Source organism: Desulfoglaeba alkanexedens ALDC (assembly GCF_005377625.1).
Lineage (GTDB): Bacteria > Desulfobacterota > Syntrophobacteria > Syntrophobacterales > DSM-9756 > Desulfoglaeba > Desulfoglaeba alkanexedens.
On the sequence record NZ_CP040098.1, the window covers coordinates 195,727 to 220,020 of the forward strand.

The window sequence follows — 24,294 nt, forward strand, 5'->3', positions numbered from 1 at the left end:
ACGGGATGCGGTGTTTTCGGGCGACGGGTACCCAAGGGTCGCACCGGGTGCGCAAAATGGCGTCCCGCGCGTTAAATCGTGGTGCGTTACGCCCGCTGTCGCGGGCTTCACGCACCCTACGGTTGCTTCTTGATCGGCTGGTGCCTTACGGGTGGACTCAAACCTCTTTGGTGCGTTGCGCCCGCTGTCGCGGGCTTCACGCACCCTACGGTTGCTTCATGGTTGAAATCGGTTGCCCGGTTTGTCAATGTAGACCCGCCTGATCGGCCTCGGTCTATACCTGATTATAGAGATACCCCCCCTTGTTCCCAAGCGGGAGGTTGGGAACAAGGGGGAATCGCCGGCCCGATTACCCATAGCCGTCTCCACCAATGGAACATTCGCCGCTCAGCCGCGTAGGGTGCGTGGAGCGAGGCGAAGCCGAGCGCAACGCACCATCACCGGCCCGCGTAAAATCTTCTCCCGTTATGGTGCGTTTCGCCCGCTGTCGCGGGCTTCACGCACCCTACGGTTGCTTCATGATCGGCTGGTGCTTTCGGGTGGACTCAAACCTCTCTGGTGCGTTGCGCCCGCTGTCGCGGGCTTCACGCACCCTACGGTTGCTTCATGATCAAAATCCGTAACTGCCGTCCGCAAACCTTGCTTCGAAGATCGGTTCAATCGCATGCCTCAGCCGCGTAGGGTGCGTGGAGCGAGGCGAAGCCGAGCGCAACGCACCATCCCGAGCGCAACGCACCATACCCAGCCGCCCCGCCGCATCACCGCGTAGGGTGCGTGGAGCGAGGCGAAGCCGAGCGCAACGCACCATCCCGAGCGCAACGCACCATCCCGAGCGCAACGCACCATACCAAGCGCAACGCACCATACCAAGCGCAACGCACCATACCAAGCGCAACGCACCATCACCGGCCCCCACGCTCGCACGTCCCATCTTGGCGCCCCCCCCCCCCTCCCCCGGCATATTACGTGCCTTCGATCTGAACCGTCACCCTTCTTGCCGGGCCCGCGGAGGTTTGAAATGTGACGGCGGCTTCTTCGTTCACCCGCAGGCGCTCCCCGCTTCCTCCCGCCCCAACGCGAACGGCACGCCCGGCCGGAAGGTTCACGATGAGGTGGAACATCGGCCTGATACCTTCCGGAACCTGGTAGGAAACCTCATGGACGATGTTTCCCTCTTTTCCGAAAAGCACCACCGCGTGCCCCCACAGGAGCCCTTCCGCAGCTCCGGCATCCACCAGGACGGGAGTTTCTGGTAAAGAACCCTCGTCGCCGGCAAGCCCGGGCTTGAGCCCCACGAGAAAGCGGTCCGCCTTGCGCTTTTCCTCAGGCTGAATTTCCAGACGCCAGAGCCCTGCGTCAAACCAGGGCTGCTCCGAAGCCCCTGCTTCCATGTTGGTGCCGTCCAGGTCCTCATCGTCCCCGTCCACTTCCACGTAGTATCGATAGTCCGGGCCGCCCACCTTGCGAAGGACAGCCTCTTGAGGCAGCAGGGCGTGCACCTGGAGCGCCGCTCCTTCCCTTTGGATCACCGCTCGACGATCCTTAGATTCCAGGATGCCGTTATACTGGTCGCCCACCAGCACGCGCTCTTGGGCCGTCTCCGGTTTCGACCAACTGTGGAGCAGCCACTTTTTCGTGAAATCGGCCTGAACGGCCGTCACCCGGTCGTAAATCACCACGGCGTCCTCTTTCGTCAGGTACACCATAGATCGTTCCACACGTTCAACTTTGCCGCCTCGCTCGTTGTCGTCATAGTGCGTGTTGTTGTAGGCTCCGGTCAGGTCGCTCGCCACATAGACAAAACGCGGATCGTGGTTGTCGAAGGCCGTGATTCTCCCACCTTCATAGCGGCGCCCGCGGTGGAGGTTCGCCCTCCAGTCGGCAAGGCTGACCACGGCGCTTCCCGTGGGCATCACGATGCGCTGGCCGCCGTCGGCCACGTTGGTTTCGAAAAACCGGTTGGGCCGGACCTGTTCTCCGGGGCGAAGCACCAGCAGCGAATTGGCTGCCACCGTGCGGATGTAATAATGGAGCCGGTGCGGTGAGGTGTAGCCGCCGTAGGTGCCGCTCTTGACAGCCAGCGGAACCTTCTTGGTGATGGTGAAGTGCCCGGCCTGATAATGGCCGTGATGCGTGAAGGAATGTCCCGCCTGAAAGGAAATGAAAGTGGCTTCCGGTCCCCAATCGGAACGGATGAACACTTGACCCATGCCGTCGTGACGGCCGAAGACGGCGCTTCGTGGAACCCGTCCTTCCAGCACTCCGAGGTCCTTCAAGGCGTCTTCCGCACCATGATCCCATTCGGCAAGACCCCGAAGGAGCGGGATTCCCCAGCGATGACCGCTGTAATAGGCATCGCCGCCGTGAAGACCGGTGAGATACCGGGAATAATCCCGAAAGATGGGAAGGCTCGTTCCCAGCGTCACAAGATCGATGACCCGCTGAGTTTCGTCTTTCAGGTCGTTTCGAGGGCCCGTGTCGCCGAAAAGGGCGAAGCGCCCGATGGGTTCCGTCCCGTGAATGGTCCAAAGGCCCAATCGGGTGAGCGTATCGGCCATGAGGGCGTTCAGAGCCGGTTCCTTCACGGCGTGTAGATGCGCAAGACAGGCCAGGGCGAAAGGAAACGCCCGGTTGTTGATCCAGTAATTGTAGCCTTCGGGCCATCCGCCGCTCAGGCGAAACGCTTCCACCGATTCGAGAAAATGCCGTTGGGCCTGAGCTCGAAGCGCCATGTCTTCAGGACCTTGAGGGTCCATGGCGGCGGCCACCACCCAGGCGGAAGCCGCAAGCTGCGTTCTTCCGTGCCAAAGCGATGCCGAACCGCCGTCAAGGACCAGCATGGAATCTTCCAGGTTTTTGCGGAGCTTCAGGTTCAGGCGCTGGCGCTTTTCCGGGCTCCAGGCGGGATGGTCCCCCAGGAGGTCGTACGTAAAGGCCATTTCCAGCCCGTTCCCATAATTTCCTTCCGCCCGCGGTGTGTCCAGGACGACCTCGAGCAGCCTTTCCACCGCACTCCGGCCGGCCGCTTCATCGCCCCGGCAAACCCAGGCAACCGCTCCGTTCATGATCCCTTGGCCCGAACCGACCCCGTCCACCTGTTTTCTGAAGGCCGTGTCCGTTTCATAGCGGCTCCGAAGTCGAAACGTAGACTCCTTAGCGGAAAAGAGAATCCGCGGATGCCCTGAAACGGGCTCTCCCCGCAGTGCCTCGGGATGGTACCTCGGGCCGGGTTTTACGGCCTCGGCCACCTGTTCCGGAAACACGCCGAATTTGCGGGCCGCTTTCACCACCAGCTGCCGCGGGGTGAGGTCATACGAACGCAGGACCGTAAAGCCCACATAGGCCCCACCGACCAGGCTCACCAAACCCCAAAGGGCCAGCGCGTGCCACAGGATTCGAAATAAACGTTTCATTGGGCTCTCGAACCGTGCAACCTTCTACAGAGGTACGCGCCCGACATGGGGGCGCTCTACACGTGGGTCGCCGTTTCGGCCACCCGGGAAACCACGTACCGGTATTTCCCGGACGCTTCCCGAGGGATGTCGGAAACACGCTCGATGCGGACGTTCACGGTTTCCCCCATGCGCTTTTTGAAGCCGCGGGCGATGCGCTGGTCGCCGTCCGCCGGGTAGAGCTCTTCGTGCACCTTGAGGAACACCCGCACGTCGTCCACAGCCTCCTGTACGATCTTGAACTGGTCCACCCCTTCGATGTCCCGAACCACGTAGATGACGGAAAGCGCGTGCTGCCATCGGCCGTCCGGCGTCACGATAAAATCGGTGCTCCGGCCCCGGACCTTGCTCATGAGCGAAAATCCCCTGCCGCAGGCGCACCCTTCCACGCGCCGCGACGCCACATCCCCCGTCCGATATCGAATCAAGGGCATGCCCCACGCATCCAGGTGCGTGATGACGATCTCGCCGTCTTCCTCCGGTGCGGCCGGCATCCCGTCCTTTAAGAATTCCAGCACGTAGTTCGAATCCATCACGTGGTAGGACCCTTCGGAGCATTGATGGTTGATGAAGCCCCCTTCGCGGCTTCCGTAGGAATCCACCACCGGCACGCCTCCGAAGTGGGAGGCGATGCTTTCCCTCTGATGGTCGTAGAGGACTTCGGCCGTGCAGAAAACCACCCGCACTCCCACATCATCCAGCCGATGGCCTTGAGCCCCTGCCATGCGACAGAACAAATCGATGGTGCTGGGGTAGCCGAAAACACAATCGGGCCGAAACCTTCGGAACGCCTCCACAAGCCCCGGAATACGCTCGGCCGAAATCTCGAAGGCGCTCACAAGCAATTGGTTCGTCCATCGATCCCGCAGGTCCTTCAGGCGATCCTGTTTGGTGATTTCCAGCGGCGATCCCCACAGGTAAAGTTCGCGATCTCCGATATCGATCCCCCACCAACGATGGGTCATGGCCCGCGCCGCCGCATCATAGGCCTGCCGGCGCCGGTCGAAATAAAAAACCAGGGGCTCCCCCGACGATCCCCCCGTGTTGTAGCGAAAGAGCCCCCCGGGGCAGTCTTTCCAGAGCATGTCCTTGAGGTTCTTTCGAATTTCCGCTTTGGTGAGAAGCGGCAGTTGTTCCAGATCCTGAAAGCCGCTCAACCGCTTCGTCGATGCAGGCGATGCCGTCGGCCCGGAAACATTTCAGAAAATCCCGAATGAGCCTCAACCCCTGCGGTGTACCGAGCCGGCCCGGCTCCAGGCGGCGGTCCGCGGACCGCCCCGCCGCCTGGAATAACGATCCGCGAGTTGGAACAGCAGCCTCCCGGGATCTCACGGGGAACGACCCGTTGGCCATCCCTGGGGACTGTGATATTTTCAAGCCGTATCCGGAAACTTTCGCAAGGGGTCCGCCATGGGTGGCTACGATGCCGCCATGAAGGTCATCCTCGCCCACTGCCGTGAGGCGGCGCTGGAGTTTTTCCTGGGTCTCCACGTGGAAGAATCGGAGATTTTGGAACTTCCCCAGGAGACGGCTTCGGTTCGCCGTAGCGATTTTCCCATCCGGGTGCGGGCTTCCGACGGGCGGGTCTTTATCGTGTTGCTGGAAGTACAAAGCCGGTGGGAACCGAACGTACCGTTGCGGCTTCTGGAATACGACGCGCGGTATCGTCTGAAAACGGGCCTCTCGGTCTTGCCGGTGGTGATGCTTCTCACCCCCGGTGGGAACGTGGTGGAAATCTTCGAAGACGGCGGCATCCGCTACCGGTTCCAGGGGATATCCCTTGCCGCCATGGACGCCCAAAAGGTCCTGGAATGGGGAAATCCGTGCCTCATGCCGTTTGTGGCGCTCATGCGGGGAGGGTCGGAGATCTTTCAAATGGCCGAAGAGGCCGTCTATGGCTCGAGCCTCGGCCGAAGCGACAAGGCGGATCTTTTGACCGGCATGGCGCTTCTTTCGGGTCTTGTGGACAAGGATCCACCTCGCCGGCTGCTGGAGCGCAGGAGGGACATCATGATGGAATCCTATGCCTATGAACTGATCAAGAAGGAAGGCTACGAGTCGGGACTGCAGCAAGGGACGCTGGAGGCCACACGGGAACATATCCTGGAGACCTTGGAAGCGCGCTTTAAGGATGTTCCCAAAGATATCCTTCAGTCCCTTCGGAAGATCCAAGATCCGGATGCGCTGAAACTCCTCTTCAGGAAAGCTCTTCGTGCCGACTCCCTGGACGAATTCCACACCGCGTTGTCAAGCTTTCTCCATTAGGCGGCCGTTCCCGCAGGTTCTGTCGAAAAGTCAAGAAACATACGGAATCGCGGTTTGGCTGCTGAAACCGGGTTATCCGTATCCCGCTTGAAGACCGACGCGAAAATATGATAGGGAACCAGTCTTGGTGAAACGTTCCGGCCGTGGACTTCTCTGACCTTCGCCTCGAGGATGCGTACGTCGCTCATGAAATTCCGCGTCGCTTTTCTTTGCCACTTGGTGCTGCTTATCGGAGCCGCCGCCGGGTTTCACGTGTGGAACGCCTGGCACCGCCCGGCGGGCAACGGGATTTTCCCGCAGGCGGTGATCGTCGAAGAAGGTATGACCGCACGGGCCATAGCCCGGAAGCTGGCCGAGACCCGTGTGGTGTCCGACGAAACCGACTTCTACGTCTTCTCCGTGATCACCGGGAACGCTCACAAGTTGCAAGCCGGCGAGTACCGGCTGTCGCCCTTTTTCACGCCCGCCCAGATCCTGGACCATCTCAGCCGGGGACGGATCGTCACCCACCGAGTCACCTTTCCGGAAGGTTCCACCGTGGACGACGTGGCCCGTATTTTGGCGGAGTCCGGACTCGCCCGCCGAGAGCGGGTGCTGGAACTCGCAGGGGACCGGGCCTTCCTCGACTCGCTGGAAATCGACGCCCCATCCCTTGAAGGCTACCTCTTTCCCGACACCTACACTTTCCGGAAGTCCCAGGCCGAGGAGTCTATACTCCGGCGCATGGTTCAGACGTTCCGAAAGAACTTCCCCGAAGCGTTGCGGGACCACGCCGCCCAACGGGGACTCACCGTGCACGACACGGTCATCCTAGCCTCCCTGGTGGAAAAGGAAGCCATGGTGGACGAAGAACGCCCGCTCATCGCCGCCGTTTTTTTCAACCGGCTGCTGAAAGACATGCCGCTTCAGAGCGACCCGACCGCCGTTTACGACATCCCGGGGTTCAACGGCCCCATCACCCGGCACCACCTGGAGCGGGAGACCCCTTACAACACCTACACCCGGACGGGGCTTCCCGCGGGACCCATCTGCAATCCGGGGAAGAAGTCCCTGGAGGCCGTCTTGAACCCGGCTGATGTTCCTTACCTCTACTTCGTGAGCAACAACGACGGCACGCACTCGTTTTCCGTCAGTTATTCCGAACACCTGCGCGCCGTGAAGCAATACCGCGAACGCCTGGGGGCATCCTCCGGCGATTCGGAGGGATCGTAGATCCGGCGAAGGAGCCGCAACCATGACCTTGCAGGGCCTGCCCGCGGAAGCGGCCGGGATCGTGTTGGCCGCCGGCAAAGGGAGCCGCATGCGCGGCTACGAAGGAAACAAGACGCTGCTTCCGCTTGTACCGGTCGCCGGGCCGTTTGAAGGGCACCGCCCGCTGCTTCTGGAAGTCCTGGAAAATCTCCCACCCGGCCCCAAGGGGATCGTGGTTCACCACCGCCAGGAAGACATCCGCCGCGCCACCCGGGGCCTCTCCGTTCACTACATCTTCCAGTCGGAAATGAACGGGACCGGCGGAGCGCTCCTGGCCGCCCGCTCCTTTCTCGAAACCGCGGCCACCGACGACGTCCTCATCACCATGGGCGACGTCCCCCTCATCCGCCCCGCCACCTACCGAAAGATCCTCCGGGAACTCTCCCGCCACCCATTCGCGGTGCTCGCCTTCGAACCCCGGGACAAGGCCGCCTACGGCGTCCTGGAGCTGGAAGGAGAAAGCGTCGCACGCATCACGGAATGGAAGTACTGGCGGAACTACCCGCAGGAACGGCGGGACGCGCTTCGATTCTGCAATGCCGGTGTCTACGGAGCCAAACGCGTGGTCCTGCTCCAAAGCCTGGATGAACTGGCCGCGCGGCCTCACACCGTGGAAAAGGAACGTGACGGCGCCTGGACCGTAATCCGCGAGTATTTCCTCACCGACTTGGTGGAAATCCTGCGCGGCGCGGGCCGTTCGGTGGGGTTCGCCGTCGCCGAAGAAGACGAGGTGATGGGCGTCGACACCCCGGAAGCCCTGGCCCGCGCCCAGAACCTTTATGCACGGAGGCGCTGAGGGGGGCGAAGGGGTGAGCGGGTGCGGGCTTCAACCCCTCGTCGAGTCCGTAAGCACCCGGGACGCCGGGACAACCCTTAAGATTCTGCAAGGAGGCTTTTCATGGACCCGAGAAGCGTAGAGCAGGTCACCGTGGTGGACATCAGGATGCCCTTTTTTTCCATGGTGATTCTCATGGTCAAATGGGCTGTTGCATCCATCCCCGCGTTTCTCATTCTGACCGTACTCGGGAGCCTGGTTTTCGGAATTCTGGGAGCGGTCATGGGCGGGCTGTTCGGTGGGTTCCCGGGAGGCATGCACGGGTCGAGACCGTGGTGAGCACCGCAGTCCGCCTTTTTCAGGACTCCACGACCGACAAATCCAGTTGACGGGAAGCTCCTGAGCCAGTAATGGGGATGGCCGCGACCAAAATGTCTCGCGCAAAGGCGCAAAGAGATTGATAGCGTAGAAAATAATAGACCTAATATTGGATGGCAAATTCTATTTCCCCTCCCCTGGTGGGAGGGGATTAAGGGGAGGGGAATGTAACTGATTGACATACGGTAACTTTCTCACCCTCACCCCAACCCTCTCCCATCAAGGGAGAGGGAGCATTTTCCCCTCCCCTGGTGGGAGGGGATTAAGGGGAGGGGGAGATTTTTTGACCTTCGTTAACCTTTTTGATCAAGGTCTCCACTTTAGAACGCTACCAAGAGATTTTCTTGTTTTTTGTGACAGAGAGCCCACCCACTTGATTTCGGGCGTTTTTTCTTTTAAAGATGCTTGACCTTGATGGCTCCAAGGGTTAAACACGCTGTTCGAACGCAAACGAGAGTGTCTTTTTCAGGAGGGCTTATGGATCTGGCATGCTGGATCATCGCTGTGGCCGGGCTGCTGCTCTTGAGTCGGCTTGGCAAATGGTCTCCGGACAAGTGATCTTTCTTCAAGTCCCTTTCCAGGGCCGCAGACATGAGGAAGATCCGGTCCCGAAACGTTTTGATGAGGAGGATGTTGGTCCATGAAACAACTCGCTTCCCAGACCCTTCGCCATGAGCCAACGGCAGCTCCGGTACCCGTGCCCACGCGATGCAAAGAAGGGAAAGGTGTGCGAAACTTCGACTGCATTTACTACGAGGCCTGCCTGGACAAGGCCGCCAAGAGCATGTGGAGCGGTTTCACCTGCGCGAAATGCGCGTATTACTCCTGAGGCGACCCGGCGGGCCCCGCTGAAAGGCGCTCCTGCCCGCCCGGTCGCTGCGTTCAACCGTAAGGGGACCCCCGACCTCCGGACTCCCCTTATGGCGCTTCTTCAAGCGGCTTCTCTTCCCCACCCACCTTGTCCACCCTCCGAACCCCTTCACGCCAATCGAAGCTGGAGCTTCGGCTGAGTTGTGTTCCCAAGCTGGAGCTTGGGAACAAGGTGGAAGGCGTAGGGTGCGTGAAGGCCGCGCCTGCGGCCGTAACGCACCGAAGCACCCATCACCGAAGCACCACGCAACGGCGGGCGGAGCCGCACGATCTTCGCCGAAACGTCGGCGAGGGGGGGGTCCCGGAAGGTGCCTTTGGGCGGGCCGCCTTCCTTTGCCACGCCTCTTGCCGTCGGGAGCCGGAACAGGCATATTTTGAGCAGGCGGCTTGGGCACCTGCTTTCCACGGCAACGCAACGCCCACAGGAGGATCCTCATGAAGGTTTTGATCACCGGCGGCCTGGGATTCATCGGCACCCAACTTTCGCTCCGCCTGCTGCAAAAGGGGCACGAGATCACCGTGGTGGATCGGTCGCCGGGCCGGAAGCCGCGCGCTCCGGCCGAGGTGCGGGTGATCGCCGCGGATACCGCCCGGCCGGGCCCCTGGCAGGAAGCCCTCGCCCGGCAGGACGCCGTGATCAACCTGGCGGGAACCTCCATTTTCCGCCGCTGGACCGACGAAGCGAAGAAGGCGATCCGGGAATCACGGATACTGGCTACGAGGAACCTGGTGGACGCCTTCCCGGAAGGCGCCGGCCGTGTGCTGGTAAGCGCGTCGGCGGTGGGCTACTACGGCCCGCGCGGCGATGAGACGCTGACCGAAGAAGCCGCGCCCGGAAACGATTTCCTGGCGACCCTCTGCCGCGAATGGGAGGGGGAAGCCATGGAAGCCGCTTCAAAGGGCGCGCGGGTGGTGATCACCCGCTTCGGGATCGTACTCGGAAAAACGGGCGGGGCCTTGGGCCAGATGATTCCCGCGTTCAAGCGCTTTGCGGGCGGCCCGCTGGGTTCCGGTAGACAGTGGTTTTCCTGGATTCACATGGAAGATCTTCTGGGCGCCATGGAATTCGTCCTGGAAAAGGAAGCGATCCGCGGGCCGGCCAACTTCACCGCTCCCAACCCCGTGCGGAACAATGACCTGGCACTCCTCCTGGGGCGGCTGCTCCACCGCCCGAGTCGCCTGCGGACGCCCGGCTTCCTGCTTCGGCTCGCCATGGGGGAATTCGGATCGGTGCTTCTCGAAGGCCAGCGGGTGATTCCCGCGGCGCTTCTGCGCCACGGGTACGCCTTCCGCTACCCGGACATCGAGGCGGCGCTGCGCGATGTACTGGAAAGATCCTGAAGGAGCGCCCCCGCATCGGCGTACGGCGGCGGTCTCGGGAAGCGCAGGTCCGGCCGACGGGGCCGAAGGCCGTTCCCGCAGTAAGGCGAAAAAACGGAACAGGCCTGTCCTTTACGGCTTCAGCCGCTCAGCCAGGTAGCCATCCATCATGAGGTGCACCAGGTGGTGGACCACGCAGAAAACGAGGGCTTTTCCGTAGTCCGGAAACACGGCCACCTGGACGAGGATCGAAAGCGGGAGCGTCTTCTGGCTTCCCATGAAAATCACCGATTCTCTCCGACCGGGGGCAAGCTTCAACAGCCGGCACAGGAGACCGCTCGCCGCCAGCAGCACCGCGTGGAAGGCGACGGCCAGCGGCACCACCTGGATCAGCACGGTCCAGTCGCCCACGATAGTCTGCCGTGATGTGGAAAGGGCGATCCAGACGATGACCAGCACCAAGCAGCCGTTGATGACACCCACGGCGTGGTCGGGGCTGACGCCGAAGCGGTGAAACCACGGGACCACCCGTGGGCGTAGAATCATACCCAGCATGAGGGGGAAAGCCACCAGGGAAGCGATCCGGACCATGAAGGCGAGCCACGGGATGGGCACGCCGGATGCCGCGCCCAGGCCGCCGAGGAAGATGTCGAGCCCCAGCGGCACGGTCAGGATCCCCAGGAAATTGGCGATGACGGTTATGAAGAGCGCGTTCGCCATGTTGCCTCCGGAGACGCCGGTCATGACAACGCCGCTGCTCAGGGTCGTCGGCATGAGGGCCACGATCATGAGCCCGATGCGCAGGCCGTCGGAAAGGGGCGCGGCGCTTAAGGCCAGGGCGGTGAGCGGCGACACCACGAAGATGACGGTGAGGGCCGAAAGGGTGGCGGCCACGTCGGTGAGGCCCGTTTTCAAGCGGCGGGCGTCCAGTCCCAGCCCGGAAAGCAGAAAGATCGAAAAGATCACCCCGTCGGGTCCGTGATGGCGCTGGAGCCACCGGCCGAGGCTGGCGACGCTTTCGCCGGCGTCGCCCAGGGTGACGGCGGCGACCGGCACGAGGCTCGAAAGGAACCAGTAGCGCTTGACCACGTGCAGCACGTCGTGTCCTCCCCGGCGGATTCTTTGTTGCGAGGGGCCCGCAGATGCGCCACGTCCCGTACCTTAGAGCTTATCCAAAAGCAGTCTCATAAAAATCGGGCCATGAGGTTCCTTGTTCCTCTGGGAGCAGCCTTGGCCGTGATGAAAAAGGGCAGATATTAGACATCAGACTGGTAAGACGTGGAAATACAGACCTGCTTCAACCCCGCCGTGACCGACCGCTCCAGCGACGATTCCAGAAACCGGAGATAGGACACCCCGGTCACACTCATCGCAACACCGACCAGCAGGCTGAGCAGCAGCGATATCTTTTTGCGAAGGGTCATCTTCAAGGCGCCAGCTTGCCTCCCTGAGCAAGTTTCTCCAGACCTTCGCGGTCCGTCAATGCGATCTTGCGTCCCTGAACCCGGAGCAACCCCTGTTGGCTCATCTTTCCGAGAATCCGCGAAAGGGTCTCGGGAATCGTCCCCAGCAGGCTGGCCAATTGCCCCTTGGAAATATCCAGTTCCACCAGGTCGCCGCCGCCGCTTCCGTCGCTCATGTACAGAAGATAGGCGGCCAGGCGGCCCGGTACTTCCTTGAGGGAGAGGTTTTCGATGAGGTGCGTGAACTGGCGCAACCGGATGGAAAGGAGGGCGAGCATGTTCAGCGCCAGCGTGGCGTCCGCCTTGACCAGTTCGATGAAGCCGTCCCGTGGAATGAAGAGCAGCTCCGAAGGCTCCAGCGCTTCCGCATGTGCCGGGTACCGCCCGCCGGCGAACACGGGAACCTCCCCGATCACCTCACCGGAACCAAAAAGATGGAGGATCTGCTCCTTGCCTTCCAGTGAGACCTTGTACACCTTGACCCGCCCGGTTCCGATGGCGTAGAAACCGGTGGCGGGCTGCCCTTCAAAAAAGAGGCTCTCCCCCTTGTCGAAACGCTTCGGGATAACGATAGAAGCGATTCTCTGCAGCTGCCGTTCGGGCAAATCCTCAAACAGAGTGATCTTGCCCAGGATCGACGGAACATCCATGGAACGTCCCTCACCGCCGTTTCCGCCCGCGGACTCAGCCAAGCGGCTGTACGTTCTGGAGTGCATTGAACATGGTGCGAAACCCATAGCGATTACCAGTATTTCGCCTTAAGAGAAAGAACTATTCCGGGACATTGGAACGGGTTGATCGAACCCGGGTTTCGGCCACAGGTAGTCCACGAATCCCGCGCTTTGAGCCTTGCAGGTTTCCACGAATTCCACGAAAAGGTGTTTGCCCTGGGGGTCCTTGTAATCGCTGAGGTCCCTGCCGTCCAGCTCCGGCGTGTAAGGGTGCATGATCATGCGAGGACCCAGGTCGTTGATCCAGAAGTACTCCTTTTCTTCGTAACGGAGCATCTTGATGCGTTCCACCGCCGCCTTCTGCGCCTCCTCCAACGTGATTTGCCCGCCTTGCACGCGGGCTTCGTAGTCGGCGAGGATCGAGTAGGCGACTTCCACCAAGTGGCGCGTCGCCGTCCGCTTCTCGCGGATGACCTTGTCCTCCAGAAGCAGGCTGACCCGGACCAAAACGGCCGCAAAAACCAGCATGCCCCCCAGTCCCAGAGAAAGAATCCGCTTTGAAATCGTCCAGTGCCTCATCTTTGCGACCTCCTCCCTGGCTCCTCCAAGCCGAGTCCCTGACTGAAACTCGTGTGGTCGGCCACGCCCGAAGCGCGGCCGACTACGCCAACGGCGTGGTCTACCGCCGAGAAGGCCGGAAATCCGGAACTCATTTGTGGGAAATAGGACTGATCCGGTGCCGCGGGAATACTTCGCTTGGCTCGAGCAGGACTAGTGGATCGGAACGAGGAACACTGGCGGCCCTTCGCGCCTCCCCCCTGGCGCCGAACAGCACCGAGCGCGGAAAACGACCGGAAGTCCGGTTTTCTTACCTTGATGAATCGGCAGGGACGGACGGAAACTTTAACCATACATTCCCCCTCGTTCCCAAGCTCCAGCTTGGGAACGAGGGGATGGGTCACGGCTTGGCGGGAATCGAAACTGGAGCTTCTGCACACTTGTGTTCCCAAGCTGGAGTTTGGGAACAAGGTACTTGGCGGAGCTTGCAAACAAGAGGGAAAGGGGCATCCGCCGTTCGGGAGCGCAGGTGACGACCGGGGTTCCCGAGGACTTTCCGCCCGTCCACGCCGACCTGGACCGGGCGGTGCAGGAGATCGTCAACGTTTTGAAAAACGCGCTGGAAGCCGCCGGGCCCGTCCGTGCACCGCTGAACGTGATCCCGCTCAGTGGGCCCAGGACGAGTCCATTCCGTCGGATTCTTCGCCGTCGCCGCCTAGATCGAAATCGAAGTAGATAACCCCCAGTCGTTCGGCGTCCGCCCATTTCGAAGGCACCTCTTCTTTCGTCGGCTTCCCCAATCGCACCTCGTGGACGCGGATGCCGCTGTAATGGCCGACCTGATCCCGGATCTTCATTTCGATCCGGAGGGTTTCCCACCCGGAACGCGACCGGAAGCTGGGAGTCGGAAGTTCCACGTATCCCTTGAAATTGGCTTGCTTCGACCCTTCAAGCCGCACCGTATGATTGGACCACATGTGCCCTCCGAGCTGCGAGACAACGAACCAGATGTGACTCATGTCGCCGTCCGGATCATGGCCTTCCACGTAAATACGAAGCACCTTGCCGAGCCACATGCTGGAAACGGTAAAGCTGTCGTCGAAGACCGGCGGATTAGGTTTCGGCGGCGCGGCCGCCTCTTTTGGCTGGACCGTCGCTGCACAGCCGGCCGAAAACAAGACCAACAGCCACAGGACACTCCGGCCGATTCTTCTGTACAGGGCTTCTTGCTCCATCGCCTCCTCCATCTTCCTCTGTGACGGTTCTTGAAACCGCGTTTCGGTCCACCTTTCGGCGGGCGCCTTCCTCTTTTCAGATCGCGCACTCCCGGCGCAAATCCTCTTCACCGCGGAGCCGCTCTCAAAAGATTAGTAGTGTAGAAAATAATAGGCTATTATTTTTCACACTACCAAGATATTGTTTGACGCGCGGCCTCTGCAGAAAGACCCTTTCTTGTGAGGGGATCGATCAATGGGCGCGCAGGTGCGATCCGCCGGATCCACATCAACCCCTCCATGAACCTTCGGGCGGTAACGTCTCCATGGGAAGAGTCCATGGAACCGTCACGGCGGGTTCGACCAGGGATGCCCAACAGCCCGTGACGCCGCCGGTACCCTTTTCGCGAGGAGTCGCCGGCACAGCCTGACGCGAAGCCTTTCACGCATCCCGAGGAGGCTCATGGCAAGGGTTTCATGAACAGCTTCGTCGCCCGCCAGCCCATCCTCGATCGAAGCCTCAGAGTCTTCGGCTACGAGATCCTCTACCGGCCGACCGCCGTCAGCGAGGAGGCTTTGGTTTCGGACGGCGACAGCGCTTCTCTAAACGTCATCCAGAATATCGTCCTCGTTATCGGTTGCGACCGACTCACGGGCGGCCGTAAAGCGTTCATCAACTTCACCCGGAACCTGCTCCTTCAAGACGCCGCCTTCTATCTCCCCAAGGAACTGGCCGTAATCGAAATCCTGGAACACGTGAAGGTGGACCCCGAACTCATGGCCGCCTGCCAACGGCTCAAGCACGCCGGCTATCTCATCGCCCTGGACGATTTCGTCCTTAGCCGGAGCGAACACCACCCCATCGCGCAACTGGCGGACATTGTCAAAGTGGATTTTCGCCTCACCACCCCGGAGGAGCACCGGGCCATCGTGTCCAGGTTCGGGAACGGATCCCGGCGTTTCCTCGCCGAAAAGACAGAAACCCGCGAAGAATTTCAGGAAGCGCTCCACGCGGGATATTCCCTCTTTCAAGGGTACTTCTTCAGCAAGCCGACCATCATCGCCCGGAAAGACATCCCTGTGTCCAAGTTCAACTCCCTCAGGATGATGCGGGAACTCCACCGGGAGGACTTTCCCATCGAGGCGATTGAAAACGTGATCCGCCAGGATCCCTCCCTGGTCTACAAACTGCTCCGATACATCAACTCCGCCTTCTTCGGGCTCCGCCACAAGGTGACTTCCATACGCCACGCCTTGGCGCTGCTCGGCGAAAAGGAAGTGCGGAAATGGGCGACCCTCACCATCTACGCCCGCGTATCCAAGGGGCAGCCCGAAGAAGTACTCCGCCTGTCTCTGCTCCGGGCCGCTTTCTTCGAATCTCTGGCGCCGTACCTGAACATGGCGGAAGAAAAGCCGCAGCTCTTCCTCATGGGAATATTTTCCCTGGTGGATGTCCTGCTCGGCCGTCCTCTGGAGGAAGCCCTTTCCGAGGTGCCCCTTTCCGACGACATCAACCACGCCCTCCTGGGGGGTTCCAACCGCTACCGGCCCGTTTTCGACCTGGGCACAGCCTACGAAAAGGCCGACTGGACACGGGTTTTCGCTCTGTGCCAGAAGCTTTCCATTCATCCCCGCACCGTGGCAAGGCTCTACCTGGAAGCCATCGAATGGACCGAGCGGATCTTCCTGGTTTGACACGGCTTGCGCGCCTTCGTCGAAGCGGGCGCCGAGACGGGTCGGAGCCAAACAAAAAAAGCCCGGGAATCCCGGGCTGGAGGCGCCGGTCAAGCCGGCCGCCGGGTAGATCTCCATCACTCCGGCCGATATGCGCAGTATTCAATCCAGTTGTGGACTTCGGAAAGCAAGGATTTGTACTTTTCCTTCCCCTTGCTGTACATGATGGCGTTTTCGATGGCGATCCCGCATTGTTCGGCGACCGCCATGGCGAAGTCCACTTCGTAACGGTGGAAGCGCCGCTTCTTTTCCGTGAAAATGCGCATGCTTCCGATGACGCGATCCCGGATTACAATGGGGACGGCGAGAATCGAGCCGATCCCTTCCAGGGCCGCTTCGCCCGGGTACTGGACGCGGGGATCGGTTTCCACGTCATAGATCTGCACGGGGGTTCCCGAAATCGTCTCGGCGATGCTCTTTTCGGCGTCCAGCGGCCCCTTTTCCAGGTATTTTTCACTCAACCCGTAGGCGGCCGCCTGATCCAGGCGCTCCTTGTCCTTGTCCAAGAGCAGCAGCGCGCATCCCTTGGCCTGGAAGATCTTACTGACTTCTTCCACGATGGCCTGGAGCACCTTCTGGTATTCGAGGGTCGACGTGACGGTACGGCTGATGTTCATGAAGCCCTGCAAGTACGGGTTCTTGAAGAGCCGCAGCATGGCCACGCTGTCTTCGTCGATTTCTTCGGCCACAAAACTCTGACGCCGGAAACATTCCAGCGAAAGCGCCATGAACGGGCACGCCTCCAGGTCGGAAATGTCCGTCACGTTGAGCGGGCAGCAGCCTTCCTTTTGGACCTTGGTGACCAGGCTCTCAACCACCAGGTCCGCCACTTCCGGTTCCGTAAGACTCTGAAGTATGCCCTCCAGCACCAGGCTCAACGCCCTGCGGACCTGCGCACTGCCTCTGTCCTTGTCATTCATGAAAATCCCCTTTCCCGTGCGGCCTTACAGGAGAACATAAACGGACTGACGGGCCCATTCCCAGAACGCATGAGGAAAGATCCCCAGGTGTAGCGTCGCCCACAGCGCCAGTACCAAGGCCCCGGCGGCGGCAACCGAACCGGCCGGACTCTCCGAAATCGCCGGGTGCCACCCGGATTCAGCGGATCGCGAGTACATCACCACCACGACTCGAAGATAATAATACACCGCAACCACGCTGTTGAGCACCCCGATGATCACCAGCCACAGCAGGTCGGCCCGAACCGCCGCCGCGAACACGAAGAACTTGGCGATAAATCCCGCTGTGGGCGGAATGCCGGCAAGCGAAAAAAGAAACACCGCCATGGCCGCGCCCAAAAGCGGCGACTGAAACCCAAGACCTCTCAAGTCCTCAAGGGCCTCCCCCACTCCGTAGCGTTCCTGCAGATAGATCACCACGCCGAAGGCCCCCAGGTTCATGAAGGTGTAGGCCAGCAGATAGACCAACATCCCTGTCAGTCCCTGGTCGGAGGCGGCGGTCACGGCCATGAGGATGGTTCCGGCGTGGGCGATGCTCGAATAGGCGAGCATCCGCTTCACGTTCTGCTGCGTGAGCGCCATGACGTTTCCCACCGTCATGGTCAGAGCCGAAAGGACCCAAAAGACCGGAATCCAATGAGGCCGGATCGTCGGAAGGGCGAGCCAGAAGACCCGGGCCAGCGCCGCGAACACGGCGGCCTTCACCCCGACGGCCATGTAGGCCGTGACGGGCGTCGCCGCGCCTTCGTACACGTCAGGCGTCCACATGTGAAAGGGCACCAGGGCGATTTTGAAACTGAACCCCACGAGCACCAGCGCCGACCCCAGCAGGAGGTAAGCATTGAAGAGCGTTTGCGTGGTTCCCAGGTAGGCCGCCATGGCGCTCATGGAAAGCGAACCCACCGCGCCGTAGAGGAACGTGAGCCCGTAGACGAAGAATCCCGAAGCGAACGCACCCAGCAGGAAGTACTTGAGCGACGCTTCGTTCGCCCGCCGCTGATGCCGCGGCATGCCGACCAGCACGTAGATGGCGATGGAAAAGATTTCCAGCCCGAGAAACAGCATGACCAGGTTGGCCGCCTGGGCCATGAGCATCATGCCCGCCGTACTGAAAAGCAGGAGGGCGTAGTATTCGCCTCGTTCGATCCGTTCCCAGCTCAGGACCCCGACGGAGAGAAGCACCACTAGGAGCGTCCCCAGAAGGAACACGGCGTTGAAGAACACCGCAAAGGCGTCGGCATAGATCATCCCGCCGAACAGTTCATTCTCCAGGGGAAGCGGCCGGAAAAGCGCCGCGAGCGCCAGCACCGTACCCACGCACGCCAGATAGGCCGGGTGTCCTTTGCGGCCGAGCGGGGAAAACGCGTCCACCAGGAGAATCACGATGCCGGTTCCCACCACGATAAGAAAAGGCAGAACGCCCGCACACTCGGCAAGATACTTCAAGCCATCCATGGAAAAGACCTCGTCCTCGCAATCATTTCGAACCCGCTGGATGGGTAAGGGACATCCCGCCGGCCGATTCCGTTCCCGGCCCGCTCAAGGGCCATAATGCCGCCTGCCGGTGCGTCCCCGCACCTTGAGGAAGACTCACCCGCTCCAGGGTCGCCCGAACTGAAGGTTCCATCTTCTGCAGGAAGGGCGTCGGACCGATCCCGATCCAGACGATGAAGAGCACCACCGGGACCAGCAGCCCCACTTCCCTCCGCGACAGGTCCGACAATCCCGTGTTTTCCTCATGCGTCACGGTCCCGAACATGACCCGCTGAAACATCGACAACATGTACCACGCGCCAAGGACAATCCCCGTCGCCCCCAGTACCGCCCAGTACGCTTCCACCCGGAAGGCACCGAGAAGGATCAGGAACTCGCCCACAAAGCCGTTGAGCCCCGGAAGGCCGATGGAAGCCAGCGTCGCCACCATGAAAAAGGCGGCAAGGCGCGGCACCGGCTTGGCCAGGCCTCCGAAATCGGCGATCATCCGGGTGTGGCGGCGTTCGTAGAGCATCCCCACCAGGAGAAAGAGCGCCCCCGTGCTCAACCCGTGATTCACCATCTGGATCAGGCCGCCCTGGACCCCTTCCACGTTCAACGTGAAGATCCCCAGCATCACGAACCCCAGGTGACTCACGCTGGAATACGCGATGAGCCGCTTGAGGTCCTTCTGCACCAGGCACATGAAGGCCCCGTAGATGATTCCGATGATGGCGAGAACCACCATCAGCGGTACGAGATAGGCCGTCGCGTCGGGAAAAAGCGGCAGATTGAACCTGAGAAAGCCATAGGTCCCCATCTTCAGGAGCACACCCGCCAGGATCACGCTCCCCACCGTGGGGGCTTCCGTGTGCGCATCGGGAAGCCACGTATGGAAAGGAAACATGGGCACCTTGATGGCGAACGCCAGCCCGAAGGCCAGGAAAAGCCAGAGTTGCAGCGAAAACGGCAGCCGCAGATCGTACCATTGCAGCAGGTCGAAACTGTAGATGCCCGTCGTCCTGGCCTGGTGGAAATAGACAACCAGGATGCCGACCAGCATGAACACCGAACCCGCCATGGTATAGACGAAGAACTTGACCGCCGCGTACACCCGCCGGGCCGGGTTGCCCCAGACCAGGATGAGCATAGCCATGGGGATCAGCATCACTTCCCAGAAGATGTAAAAAAGGAAAAGATCCAGCGCTGCAAACACACCCAGCATCCCGCATTCCAGAACCAGGAAGCTCACCAGGAATTCCTTGAGCCGCTCCTGGATGTCGGTCCAGGAGGCCAGAACGCAGATCGGCCCCAGAAACGCGGTGAGCAGCATCAGAAACAGGCTGATGCCGTCGACCCCCAGGAAATACTGGATTCCGAGCCCCTGGTGCCACACGTGCCGCTCCACGAACTGCATCCCTGCCGTTCCCTCGTCGAAGGCGCCGTATAGCACCAGCCCCAGCAGGAACACCACCGTGGTGGTGATGAGCGCGATCCAGCGCTGCAGGTCCCGGTTTTCCCGGTCCACGAAAGCAAGTAGCAGCACACCCGCCAGGGGCGAAAAAATGATCGCAGAAAGCAGCGGGAACGAGATCGATTCCATGAAACTCCTCTGTCCTACCGGCGTCGTTCCGGGAGATTCGCCGGAAATCACTCACCCCCGGCCCGCACCGCCGCCTCCACCACTACCGGTAGAGGGCGTACACGAAGAAAAAGCAGGCGCCGATCAGTACGGAAAGCGCGTAGTGCTGCACGTAGCCCGTCTGAACGCTTCTCAAAACCTGCGACAGTTGAAGGGCCCCCCGGCCCACTCCGTTCACCAGCCCTTCAATCACGGTACCATCCACCCAGCGGTGAAGCGCCTCCGCCAGGGAACGCAGGGGAAGCACCACGGTCGAATGGTAGATTTCGTCCACGTAATACTTATTGAAAAGAAGCCGGTACACCCGGGCATATCTTTCCGCCAGCATACCGGGTAGTTCGGGCCGGCGGAGATAAAACCACCAGGCCGCGGCGATACCGGTGAGCGCTACGGCGAGTGACAGGCCCATGAGGGCCCCTTCCAGCCAATGGCTGCCGTGGACCGCGCCGTGTTCGCCATGCAGAAGCGCCATGGCGGGTTGAAACACCGGTTGCAGAAATTCACCGAAGCGCCTTCCACCCTCCACAAACGGAAGCTGAACCCAGCCGCCGCCCAACGCCAGCACCGCCAGGACCATCAGGGGCAACGCCATGCTGGGAGGCGACTCGTGCACGTGGGCCGCCGCGTCTTCGGAAAGCCGTTTTTCGCCGAAAAAGGTAAGAAAAGTGAGCCGGAACATGTAGAAGGCCGTCATGATCGCGCCGCCCAGCGCGAAGGCGTACAGGAGCGCATGGCCTCCTACAAGTGTCTCGAAGAGGATTTCGTCCTTACTGAAAAAGCCCGAAAAGGGAAACACCCCCGAGATGGCCATCGCCCCGGCCAGGAAGGTCCAGAAAGTCACCGGGAGGGACTTCCGAAGCCCGCCCATCTTCCGGATGTCCTGTTCCCCGTGAAGCGCGTGGATCACGCTCCCGGCTCCCAGAAAGAGTAGCGCCTTGAAGAACGCATGGGTCATGAGGTGGAAGATCCCGGCCGTAAAGGCCCCCACGCCGCAGCCCAGGAACATGTAACCGAGCTGGCTCACCGTGGAATAGGCGAGTACCCGCTTGATGTCGTTCTGCACCAGGCCGATCGTCGCCGCAAAGACCGCCGTGAGGCATCCGATCACCGCCACAAGCCCCAGCGAAAACGGCGCCAGCGCGTACAACACGGAACAGCGGGCCACCATGTAGACGCCCGCGGTCACCATGGTGGCGGCATGGATGAGGGCCGAAACGGGGGTCGGGCCTTCCATGGCGTCCGGGAGCCACACGTAGAGCGGAATCTGGGCCGACTTGCCCACCGCGCCCACGAAAAGAAGGAGCGTAACGGCCACCGGCAGTGTGTCGCCGGAACGGAACATCCGAGGGGCGGCTTCGAAGATTCCGCCGAAATCCAGCGTCCCGAACACCCAGAAGGTCAGGAAGATGCCGAGAAGAAACCCGAAGTCCCCGATCCGGTTCACGATGAACGCCTTTTTTCCCGCGTCCGAGGCCGACTGCTTTTCATACCAGAATCCGATGAGAAGATACGAACAGAGCCCCACGCCTTCCCATCCCACAAACATCACGAGCAGATTGTTCGCCAGCACGAGGAGGAGCATGGCGGCCGCAAAGAGGTTGAGATAGGCGAAATACCGTGCGTAGCCCGGATCGTCGTGCATGTAGCCCACGGAATAGACGTGAATCAGGAAGCCCACGCCCGTAACCACAAGCGCCATGACCAGGCTCAGCGGATCCACCAGAAGCGACGCGCTGACATGGAAATCCCCCGCCCGTATCCACGTGTAGTAGGTCACGTCGAAGAACCGGGCGTGCGGGGGTTCCCAAAGGATTTTCACGAACAGGACCGCCGCCACGGCGAGGGCGAGGCCCATGGCGCTGCAGGCCACGAACCCGATCGTTTTCCTGGAAAGCCGCTTCCCGAGCAGCCCGTTGATGAGAAACCCAGCAAAGGGAAGCGCTGGAATCAGCCCGACCATTTCCATTCCGTCTCCTTCGCTGTCGGCGTCAGCCCTTCAATAGGTGGATGCGGTCCACGAAGATGCTGCGCCAGTTGCGATAGAGAGTCACGATGATCGCGAGTCCGACCGTCACTTCCGCCGCCGCCACCACCATGACGAAAAAGACGAACAGCTGCCCGTCGAAATTTTCCATAAACCGCGAAAAGGCGACGAAGCTGAGGTTGGCCGCGTTGAGCATCAGTTCGATGGACATGAAGATCACGATGGCGTTCCGCCGCACCAGAACTCCCAACACGCCCACGCTGAAAAGGATCGCGCTCACCACCAGGTAATAGTTCAACGGTACCATCGATTCTCCCGCTTCAACGAATTTCCTTTTTCGCCAGGACGATCACGCCCACCACCGCCACCAGCAGCAAAACGGACGTCACTTCAAAGGGCAGCAGGTAATCCCGGAACAAAAGGCGGCCCACCGCGTGGATGTTCCCTCCCTGCGCCGCCACCCAATCCGGCCCCTGCCCGCCCTTCGCACCCAAATGAGCCATGGGATGATAGAGGACCGTAAGGACCGCACCGAAAAGCACCGCCGTGAACGGCACCGCCGGCCGGAGCCTTTTGCGGAATACGGCCCGGTCCTCAGCACGCGGCCTGAGGTTCAACAGCATGATCACGAACAAAAAGAGCACCATCACCGCCCCGGCGTACACCAGCACCTGCATGAGAGCGATGAATTCGGCCTGGAGCAGGAGGTAGAGCCCGCCCATGGAAAAGAAGCTCACGATGAGAAAGAGAGCGCTCTTGATGGGATGCGGGTGCCAGACCACCATGCCAGCCGAACCGACGGTGAGTGCCGAAAAGAAGATAAAGAGCGCCAGTTCCATGGATCATTCCTCGCTCAGTAGCTTTTCCTTGTCGTAGTACAGAACGTCCTTGTCGTACTGGGCCAGTTCATACTTGCGGTTCAGCACGATGGCTTCCTTGGGGCAGGCCGCTTCACAGAAGCCGCAGAAGATGCAGCGGGTGAGATCCACGATGAATGTCCTGGGATACTTGTCGTGCATGCCCTCCCCGGCGGCCGGTTCCACCGTGATGGCCCCCGACGGGCACACCGTCATGCACAGCTGGCACGCCACGCACTTGACCTTTCCGGTTTCGTCCTTCAGAAGCCGCGGGTGGCCTCGGAAACGTTCCGATACTTCCCGCTTTTCTTCCGGGTAGCGGATGGTGATGGGCTTCCGGAAACACTGTTCCAGCGTCTTGGCCAGACCTTTTAGAAACGGAGCGATCATTTTCACCGCCAAAGCATCAGAAAACAGCCGGTCAGAATGATATTCCCCAGGGAAAGGGGCAGCAGCACCTTCCAGCCGAAATGCATGAGCTGGTCGAAACGGACGCGGGGAAAGGTGGCCCGCACCCAGATGAAGAAAAACACCAGCGCAAACGTCTTCAGGGCGAACCAGAGCCCCGATGGGAGCCACGGCCCCTGCCAGCCGCCCCAAAAGAGGGTCACGGCGACGCCGCTCACCGTGATGATGTGCGCGTATTCGGCGAGCTGGAACAGCCCGAATCTCATGGAGCTGTATTCCGTGTGGTAGCCTGCCACCAGCTCGTTTTCGCATTCGATGAGGTCGAAGGGGGTGCGGCACGTTTCCGCGAACGCCGCGATCATGTAGAGCACGAATCCCAGGGGCTGATAGACGATGAAGGGCAGGCGGGCCTGAGCCTCCACGATTTCTGTCATGCGCATGGAGCCGGCCACCATGAGGACGCCGATCACGGCCATACCGAGAGCGAGTTCATAGCTGATCATCTGGGCCGTCACGCGCACCGCACCCAGCAGCGAGTAACGGTTGTCCGATGCCCAGCCACCCAGGACCACTCCATAGGTCGAAAGGGATGAAACAGCCAGAATAAAAAGAACACTTCCGGGAATATCGGCGACGACGCCGCGATTCATGGAAAAGCGCGTGAGATCCACTGTGGACCCCAGAAAAGTCACCACATCGGGGGCGATGCGATCGGCAAACGGAATGGCGAGAAAGGGAGAGAGCGCCGCCACGGCGGTGACGGCCGGAGCGACCGCGTAAAGCTTGGGTTCCGAAACAGGAAGCGCGATGTCTTCCTTGAAAAGAAGCTTCACCCCGTCGGCCACAGGCTGCAGCAGTCCCCAGGGACCCACGCGGTTCGGGCCGAGCCGGAGCTGCATGAAGCCCAGCACCTTGCGTTCCATCAAGGTGGCGTAGGCCACCGCCGTGAGGAACACCAACAGGAGGAAAAGGGTCTTGATTCCCGTAACGATTACCAGCGCGATCCAGTCCATGACTTCC

General features: G+C 60.9%; 23 protein-coding genes. 7 read left to right on the forward strand and 16 right to left on the reverse strand.

Going from position 1 to position 24,294, the window contains the following annotated elements; all coding sequences use genetic code 11:
- Nucleotides 1-962 precede the first annotated feature (962 nt).
- A complete protein-coding gene (locus tag FDQ92_RS01025) occupies nucleotides 963-3,413 on the reverse strand; it encodes a hypothetical protein (protein ID WP_137422872.1) in 2,451 nt (816 codons plus the stop codon).
- 56 nt (nucleotides 3,414-3,469) lie between these two features.
- Nucleotides 3,470-4,609, reverse strand: coding sequence for a phenylacetate--CoA ligase family protein (locus tag FDQ92_RS01030; protein WP_137422873.1), 1,140 nt, complete (start codon nucleotides 4,607-4,609; stop codon nucleotides 3,470-3,472).
- Nucleotides 4,610-4,862: 253 nt separating this feature from the next.
- On the opposite strand from FDQ92_RS01030, the gene FDQ92_RS01035 reads away from it, so the two are divergent.
- The 5 genes from FDQ92_RS01035 to FDQ92_RS01055 all read left to right on the forward strand — a co-directional run bounded on the left by FDQ92_RS01035 (nucleotide 4,863) and on the right by FDQ92_RS01055 (nucleotide 8,950).
- The gene (locus FDQ92_RS01035) at nucleotides 4,863-5,717 is read left to right on the forward strand and encodes an RpnC/YadD family protein (protein WP_137422874.1); all 855 of its coding nucleotides are present in this window, start codon (nucleotides 4,863-4,865) and stop codon (nucleotides 5,715-5,717) included.
- Between the two features lie 186 nt (nucleotides 5,718-5,903).
- Complete coding sequence (gene mltG, locus FDQ92_RS01040) at nucleotides 5,904-6,929, forward strand: endolytic transglycosylase MltG (RefSeq protein WP_170180120.1); 1,026 nt, start codon at nucleotides 5,904-5,906, stop codon at nucleotides 6,927-6,929.
- Between the two features lie 22 nt (nucleotides 6,930-6,951).
- On the forward strand, nucleotides 6,952-7,764 hold the full coding sequence (locus tag FDQ92_RS01045; RefSeq protein ID WP_137422876.1) for an NTP transferase domain-containing protein: 813 nt from the start codon (nucleotides 6,952-6,954) through the stop codon (nucleotides 7,762-7,764).
- A gap of 102 nt (nucleotides 7,765-7,866) precedes the next feature.
- A complete protein-coding gene (locus tag FDQ92_RS01050; RefSeq protein WP_137422877.1) occupies nucleotides 7,867-8,082 on the forward strand; it encodes a hypothetical protein in 216 nt (71 codons plus the stop codon).
- Between the two features lie 679 nt (nucleotides 8,083-8,761).
- Nucleotides 8,762-8,950, forward strand: coding sequence for a hypothetical protein (locus tag FDQ92_RS01055; protein ID WP_137422878.1), 189 nt, complete (start codon nucleotides 8,762-8,764; stop codon nucleotides 8,948-8,950).
- A gap of 150 nt (nucleotides 8,951-9,100) precedes the next feature.
- Here the strand turns inward: FDQ92_RS01055 and FDQ92_RS01060 are convergent, their stop codons facing one another.
- A complete protein-coding gene (locus FDQ92_RS01060; protein ID WP_137422879.1) occupies nucleotides 9,101-9,331 on the reverse strand; it encodes a hypothetical protein in 231 nt (76 codons plus the stop codon).
- 95 nt (nucleotides 9,332-9,426) lie between these two features.
- Here FDQ92_RS01060 and FDQ92_RS01065 point away from each other — a divergent pair, with 95 nt between their 5' ends.
- A complete protein-coding gene (locus FDQ92_RS01065) occupies nucleotides 9,427-10,332 on the forward strand; it encodes a TIGR01777 family oxidoreductase (protein ID WP_137422880.1) in 906 nt (301 codons plus the stop codon).
- A 111-nt stretch (nucleotides 10,333-10,443) separates the two neighbouring features.
- On the opposite strand, the gene FDQ92_RS01070 is transcribed toward FDQ92_RS01065, so the two are convergent.
- The 5 genes from FDQ92_RS01070 to FDQ92_RS01085 all read right to left on the reverse strand — a co-directional run bounded on the left by FDQ92_RS01070 (nucleotide 10,444) and on the right by FDQ92_RS01085 (nucleotide 14,238).
- Nucleotides 10,444-11,409, reverse strand: a complete 966-nt coding sequence (locus FDQ92_RS01070) for a bile acid:sodium symporter (protein WP_170180121.1) — start codon at nucleotides 11,407-11,409, stop codon at nucleotides 10,444-10,446.
- A gap of 158 nt (nucleotides 11,410-11,567) precedes the next feature.
- Nucleotides 11,568-11,735 carry a hypothetical protein gene (locus FDQ92_RS15090; protein WP_170180122.1) on the reverse strand — a complete coding sequence of 56 codons (168 nt, stop codon included), beginning with the start codon at nucleotides 11,733-11,735 and terminating at the stop codon, nucleotides 11,568-11,570.
- A 2-nt stretch (nucleotides 11,736-11,737) separates the two neighbouring features.
- Complete coding sequence (locus FDQ92_RS01075) at nucleotides 11,738-12,424, reverse strand: Crp/Fnr family transcriptional regulator (RefSeq protein WP_137422882.1); 687 nt, start codon at nucleotides 12,422-12,424, stop codon at nucleotides 11,738-11,740.
- 108 nt (nucleotides 12,425-12,532) lie between these two features.
- Nucleotides 12,533-13,024 (reverse strand): cache domain-containing protein, encoded by a 492-nt coding sequence (locus FDQ92_RS01080; RefSeq protein WP_137422883.1) that lies wholly within the window; start codon nucleotides 13,022-13,024, stop codon nucleotides 12,533-12,535.
- Between the two features lie 644 nt (nucleotides 13,025-13,668).
- Nucleotides 13,669-14,238, reverse strand: coding sequence for a hypothetical protein (locus FDQ92_RS01085; RefSeq protein ID WP_137422884.1), 570 nt, complete (start codon nucleotides 14,236-14,238; stop codon nucleotides 13,669-13,671).
- A gap of 456 nt (nucleotides 14,239-14,694) precedes the next feature.
- Here FDQ92_RS01085 and FDQ92_RS01090 point away from each other — a divergent pair, with 456 nt between their 5' ends.
- Nucleotides 14,695-15,912: an EAL and HDOD domain-containing protein gene (locus FDQ92_RS01090; protein WP_137422885.1), complete on the forward strand. Its 1,218-nt coding sequence runs from the start codon at nucleotides 14,695-14,697 to the stop codon at nucleotides 15,910-15,912.
- A 116-nt stretch (nucleotides 15,913-16,028) separates the two neighbouring features.
- On the opposite strand, the gene FDQ92_RS01095 is transcribed toward FDQ92_RS01090, so the two are convergent.
- The 8 genes from FDQ92_RS01095 to nuoH all read right to left on the reverse strand — a co-directional run bounded on the left by FDQ92_RS01095 (nucleotide 16,029) and on the right by nuoH (nucleotide 24,287).
- Nucleotides 16,029-16,871, reverse strand: coding sequence for a GAF domain-containing protein (locus tag FDQ92_RS01095; protein WP_137422886.1), 843 nt, complete (start codon nucleotides 16,869-16,871; stop codon nucleotides 16,029-16,031).
- 24 nt (nucleotides 16,872-16,895) lie between these two features.
- Nucleotides 16,896-18,365, reverse strand: a complete 1,470-nt coding sequence (locus FDQ92_RS01100) for an NADH-quinone oxidoreductase subunit N (RefSeq protein WP_137422887.1) — start codon at nucleotides 18,363-18,365, stop codon at nucleotides 16,896-16,898.
- A gap of 22 nt (nucleotides 18,366-18,387) precedes the next feature.
- Complete coding sequence (locus FDQ92_RS01105) at nucleotides 18,388-19,986, reverse strand: NADH-quinone oxidoreductase subunit M (RefSeq protein WP_137422888.1); 1,599 nt, start codon at nucleotides 19,984-19,986, stop codon at nucleotides 18,388-18,390.
- An 82-nt stretch (nucleotides 19,987-20,068) separates the two neighbouring features.
- Nucleotides 20,069-21,991, reverse strand: a complete 1,923-nt coding sequence (gene nuoL, locus FDQ92_RS01110; protein ID WP_137422889.1) for an NADH-quinone oxidoreductase subunit L — start codon at nucleotides 21,989-21,991, stop codon at nucleotides 20,069-20,071.
- Nucleotides 21,992-22,013: 22 nt separating this feature from the next.
- Entirely contained in the window at nucleotides 22,014-22,316 is a 303-nt protein-coding gene (nuoK, locus tag FDQ92_RS01115; RefSeq protein ID WP_137422890.1) for an NADH-quinone oxidoreductase subunit NuoK, read from the reverse strand.
- A 13-nt stretch (nucleotides 22,317-22,329) separates the two neighbouring features.
- Nucleotides 22,330-22,848, reverse strand: coding sequence for an NADH-quinone oxidoreductase subunit J family protein (locus FDQ92_RS01120; RefSeq protein ID WP_137422891.1), 519 nt, complete (start codon nucleotides 22,846-22,848; stop codon nucleotides 22,330-22,332).
- A 3-nt stretch (nucleotides 22,849-22,851) separates the two neighbouring features.
- The gene (locus tag FDQ92_RS01125) at nucleotides 22,852-23,256 is read right to left on the reverse strand and encodes a NuoI/complex I 23 kDa subunit family protein (RefSeq protein WP_137425656.1); all 405 of its coding nucleotides are present in this window, start codon (nucleotides 23,254-23,256) and stop codon (nucleotides 22,852-22,854) included.
- A gap of 2 nt (nucleotides 23,257-23,258) precedes the next feature.
- Entirely contained in the window at nucleotides 23,259-24,287 is a 1,029-nt protein-coding gene (nuoH, locus tag FDQ92_RS01130; protein WP_137422892.1) for an NADH-quinone oxidoreductase subunit NuoH, read from the reverse strand.
- Nucleotides 24,288-24,294: the final 7 nt, after the last annotated feature.